The organism is Streptomyces sp. BR123 (assembly GCF_013401435.1).
Lineage (GTDB): Bacteria > Actinomycetota > Actinomycetes > Streptomycetales > Streptomycetaceae > Streptomyces.
This window is the reverse complement of sequence record NZ_JACBGN010000480.1, coordinates 1-3,287: the sequence shown is the minus strand read 5'-3', so window position 1 is coordinate 3,287 and position 3,287 is coordinate 1. Positions and strand designations below refer to the sequence as shown.

General features: G+C 71.3%; 5 protein-coding genes. 1 reads left to right on the top strand and 4 read right to left on the bottom strand.

What is annotated here, in order from left to right:
* Positions 1–473 (bottom strand): acyl-CoA dehydrogenase family protein (locus HYE82_RS35275; RefSeq protein ID WP_179178311.1); only part of this gene is annotated, 473 nt, incomplete at its 3' end.
* Positions 474–630: 157 nt separating this feature from the next.
* Here HYE82_RS35275 and HYE82_RS35270 point away from each other — a divergent pair.
* Positions 631–903 carry a hypothetical protein gene (locus tag HYE82_RS35270; RefSeq protein WP_179178310.1) on the top strand — a complete coding sequence of 91 codons (273 nt, stop codon included), beginning with the start codon at positions 631–633 and terminating at the stop codon, positions 901–903.
* Between the two features lie 474 nt (positions 904–1,377).
* Here HYE82_RS35270 and HYE82_RS35265 read toward each other — a convergent pair whose 3' ends face one another.
* The 3 genes from HYE82_RS35265 to HYE82_RS35255 all read right to left on the bottom strand — a co-directional run bounded on the left by HYE82_RS35265 (position 1,378) and on the right by HYE82_RS35255 (position 3,110).
* Positions 1,378–1,905 carry a hypothetical protein gene (locus HYE82_RS35265; protein WP_179178309.1) on the bottom strand — a complete coding sequence of 176 codons (528 nt, stop codon included), beginning with the start codon at positions 1,903–1,905 and terminating at the stop codon, positions 1,378–1,380.
* Positions 1,906–2,003: 98 nt separating this feature from the next.
* Positions 2,004–2,231 (bottom strand): hypothetical protein, encoded by a 228-nt coding sequence (locus tag HYE82_RS35260; RefSeq protein ID WP_179178308.1) that lies wholly within the window; start codon positions 2,229–2,231, stop codon positions 2,004–2,006.
* Between the two features lie 723 nt (positions 2,232–2,954).
* Positions 2,955–3,110, bottom strand: coding sequence for a hypothetical protein (locus HYE82_RS35255; protein WP_179178307.1), 156 nt, complete (start codon positions 3,108–3,110; stop codon positions 2,955–2,957).
* Positions 3,111–3,287 lie beyond the last annotated feature (177 nt).

The window sequence follows — 3,287 nt, the reverse complement described above, 5'->3', positions numbered from 1 at the left end:
TCGAAGCGGCCCCCGCCGGCCCGGCCCCCGCCGGCCCAGTCGCCCGGGGCGTTGTCGCCGGTCAGCCCGAGGGCCGTGGACAGGGCCGGGCCGGGAACCGCCAGTGCGGCGGTGAGCCCGCCGGAGGCGAGCTCCGGCAGCAGCGCGGAGCGCTGGGCGGTGCTGCCGAGGGCGGCGACCAGCGGCGCGGCCAGCACGGCGGTGGCGAACAGCGGCGAGGGCAGCAGCGCCCGCCCGGTCTCCTCGCAGGCCAGCGCCAGGTCGCCGGGGGTGCAGCCCACGCCCCCGTACTCCTCGGCCACCGCGATGCCGGGCAGGCCGAGCTGCCGTGCCAGCTGCCCCCACAGCTCCCGGTCGTAGCCGTCGGGGGTGCGGACGGCGGCCTTGACCTCGTCGGGGCCGCAGCGCTTGGCCAGGATCTCGCGCAGGGTGCGGCGCATGCCGTCCTGCTCCGCGGTGAAGGCGGCATCCATCATCGGGCTCCTCCCCGTATCTGACGGTGCGTCATATTAGGGCGGGGGCCCGCGGATGCCCAGAGGCGCAACACCGCGGGAAGCGCGACCGCCGGGGCACTGCCCTCCGCGGCGCGAGGTCGACGACAAGCTCGTGCCGCCGGCCTGGCGGAAGGCCGTGTACGCCAACCCGGGGTTGCCGCAGGGGGCGGTGGTCGGCCTGAACCACGGCGCCCCGGGCCAGGCCGCCCGCATCGCCGCCCAGGGCCGCCGTGAGGCCGGCAGCCACCCGTCCGGCGCGGCCGCGCTGACGGTCGCCGTCAACGCCCGTGTCCTGGGCGCCGTCGGCGACATCACCGGCGCCCGCCGCGCGGTGGACGACGTCCGCACCCTCGCCGAGCAGCTGGACGGCCCCGAGGCTGCGGACACCTGGTTCGGCTACCCGGCATAAAAGCACCACCTACATCTCCCAGGCGTACACGCTGCTGGGCGACATCCGCGCCGCCGACGGCCAGCCGGTTCAACTGCCCTCCAGCCGACCCGCCGGCGCCCGGATCCTCCGGAGCGGACCGGTGGGGAAGCGGGAGGAGTTCGAGCTGACCGACTCCGTCATGGCGGACGGCACGTTCGCGGCGGAGCGGGTGGGGCTGTACCGGCCGTGACAGTCGCCGCCTGCCGGCATGGCCCGGCGCGCGGCCCAGCCCCGACGAAGGTGCTGCGCAGGGCCGCGCAGCGGCGCGTCAGGTGAGGCCGGCGGAGTCGTTGTCGTCCCAGCCGTCCTCGCGCGGGTCCTCCTCGGGGACGTCGTCCCCTCCCCTGTCTCCGGCGATCCGCTCGGGTGCATCTTCCCGGAGCCCGGGATCGTGTGTCCCAGCAAAGCGAACAGAGCCCGAGCACCGCTCGGGCTCTGTCCCCTGCTTCGTTCTCAGCAGGCAGTCGTGTAGCGGGACGCGGCTCCTTCCCGTTTGTAAGCCCGCTCCCACGCAGTCACCCACTGGCGGACATCGGACTCGCGGGTGATCCCGCAGGCCTTGATGAAGTGGAGCAGCACTTCTTTGCTGCATGCACGGGTACCGTTGAGAACGCCCCCGATGGTGGTGCGCGGTAGGTAGCTCACGCCCGTGCCGGGGATGGCAGCGCGCCTCCCCAGCTCACGCAAGGTGGGCTTCCCCGCGGTGAGGTGGAGGTCCCGCATCGCCAGGAGAAGCTCAGCAGGTTCCGTCACGAAGGGCAGGGCCGGCGCGGTCCTTGGCAGGGGAACCTTGACGGTCTGTCCTTGGAGTGCGGCACGGGCCGCGCGCTGCCAGAGCCTCTTGGCCTCGGGTACCGAGCCGCCGCAGCAGCGGACGTACGCCTTGACCGTCTCCCACGGAGGGAGTGTGCGTCCTTTGTCGGCTCGGCAGAGGGCCGCCACCGAGACGGGGTGTCCCATCTCCTTCGACATCTGCGCCATGCGGCTGTAGGAGAGCCAGGGCTGGCGGAGTGACCGGAGCCACTCCGCCAGGTCGTTCCTGGTTTCCTCAGCAGGGGCGCTAGTCCGGCGCCCCACGGCTATCGCCGCTTGGGGAGGATCTGCATCAGCCGGCGAACCAGCTCGATGCCCAGCAGGCCGCCGATGCCGACGGTGATGCCGGCCGTCTGCACGTCCATGCCCGTGAAGACCAGGGCGGTGAACACACAGAGGACGAGAACCACCATGAAGGCGGGGACGGCGGGTACCAGCTGAGAGACGGGGGTCTTCTCCCCCTGTGCGCGTGTGTTGTTCGCATTGCTGTTCACAGTCACCTCGCGGGCTCGTAGTCAACTCGACGGGTGCCGTTGCGATCTCGCGGCCTGGCAGGGCCAAAAAGATCCGACACCTCCAGCAAATGGTTCCGGACCACAAGCACCGCGCATAGCGCGTGCGAGTCGTGGATGCGGGACACCGTGGGTCAACCGCTGCCCGGCGCTGCGCCCTTCACGGCCAACCCCTTCGTTGACCTGCGGCGGAGCGAGGGGAGTCGTTCCACGGGAAGGTGGGACGAACTGAAATGGGGGGTAGCGCGGTGCCTCGGTGCGCGGGCACCCTCAACCTGTTCGCGCACGCACTTCAGTAGGGAGAGGATGATGTGAGGGCCATTGGGGAGCCGCATCGCTGCGCCGTACCAGCGAGACGCATGCCCTCTGTACACAGGGAGGCATGTCGAGTTCCTGGATTGCAGCACGCCTGTTTCTCTGGCGACTACGCCCGCCCGTCTGCGCCTTTTCAGCGGCGGGTACCAGGCCCCCTCCTGCCCTCTTCCGCTACATCTCGGTCGTCACGGCCGTAGTCAACTCGACATGCACCAATGGGTCAGAACCTGTGGCAGCGGGTTCCCCCCGAACACATGCGCCGTCAGGATCCGGATACCTCCGGGTCCTGACGGCGTTGTCGTCTGGGGGGAGCTGCCCGCGCTCCTGGGGCCGCGTCTGACATGCGCCGTCTCGCAGATCTACGTCGATGCGGCCCTACCTACGCAAGTGCTACTGCTTCTTCCTCCGGTAGCGCAGGAAGGTGGCGGCCAGCTCGGGCAGTGCACGCACGACGGCAACGGTGTCCGTCCTGTGCGCCCGGCACAGAGCCACGACGCAGACCAGGGCCGCGCACAGGAGGCCCACGACCAAGAGCAGGGGCAGCACGAGGAACACGGGACGCGCCGGCCGTCCAGCGGATCCGGGACGCCGCGAAGGGCGCCGAGCCGGCGTCGGCCCAGCCGCGGCCCGGTCGCGACCCTAGAAACTGACGGTTAGTCAGCTGTACGGTCCTCCCATGCCTGGACCCCCGTCCGGCCCCGTGCCCGGACCCCTGCCCGGACC